Origin of the sequence: Aneurinibacillus sp. UBA3580, from assembly GCF_002375825.1 — a bacterium.
Classification (GTDB): domain Bacteria; phylum Bacillota; class Bacilli; order Aneurinibacillales; family Aneurinibacillaceae; genus Aneurinibacillus; species Aneurinibacillus danicus.
The window spans coordinates 2,825-3,147 of sequence record NZ_DFMZ01000135.1; the positions used below are offsets into that span (position 1 = coordinate 2,825).

Annotated in this window: 1 protein-coding gene; it reads right to left on the reverse strand. The window is 52.6% G+C overall.

The genetic code is table 11. The features are described from left to right. A partial coding sequence (locus B2899_RS17665; RefSeq protein ID WP_286887471.1) for a methyl-accepting chemotaxis protein occupies positions 1-323 on the reverse strand: 323 nt, incomplete at both ends.

Here is a 323-nt window from a genome sequence, read left to right on the forward strand (position 1 = left end):
GCGCCAGCCTGTTCGGATGCGGCAGCTGATGATTCTACCAGTGCTGTAATATCTTTAATCGCAGCCAGAACCCGGGCCGCATTTTCCAGTAAATCGGAAAAAATCGTTTGAATTTCCCCGACACTCGTTTCGGTTTGTTCTACCTGCGCAACAATGGTCTGCAGCGCCCGGCCGCCTGCCTGAATAATGTCCACCTGCTCCTCTACGGCCTGAAGGTTGGTTTCCATTGTTCGTACCGTAACCGACGTTTCCGCCTGAATATCTGTAATGAGCTCCGTAATTTTTTGGGCTGCATGGTGCGATTGCTCGGCCAGCTTCCGCAC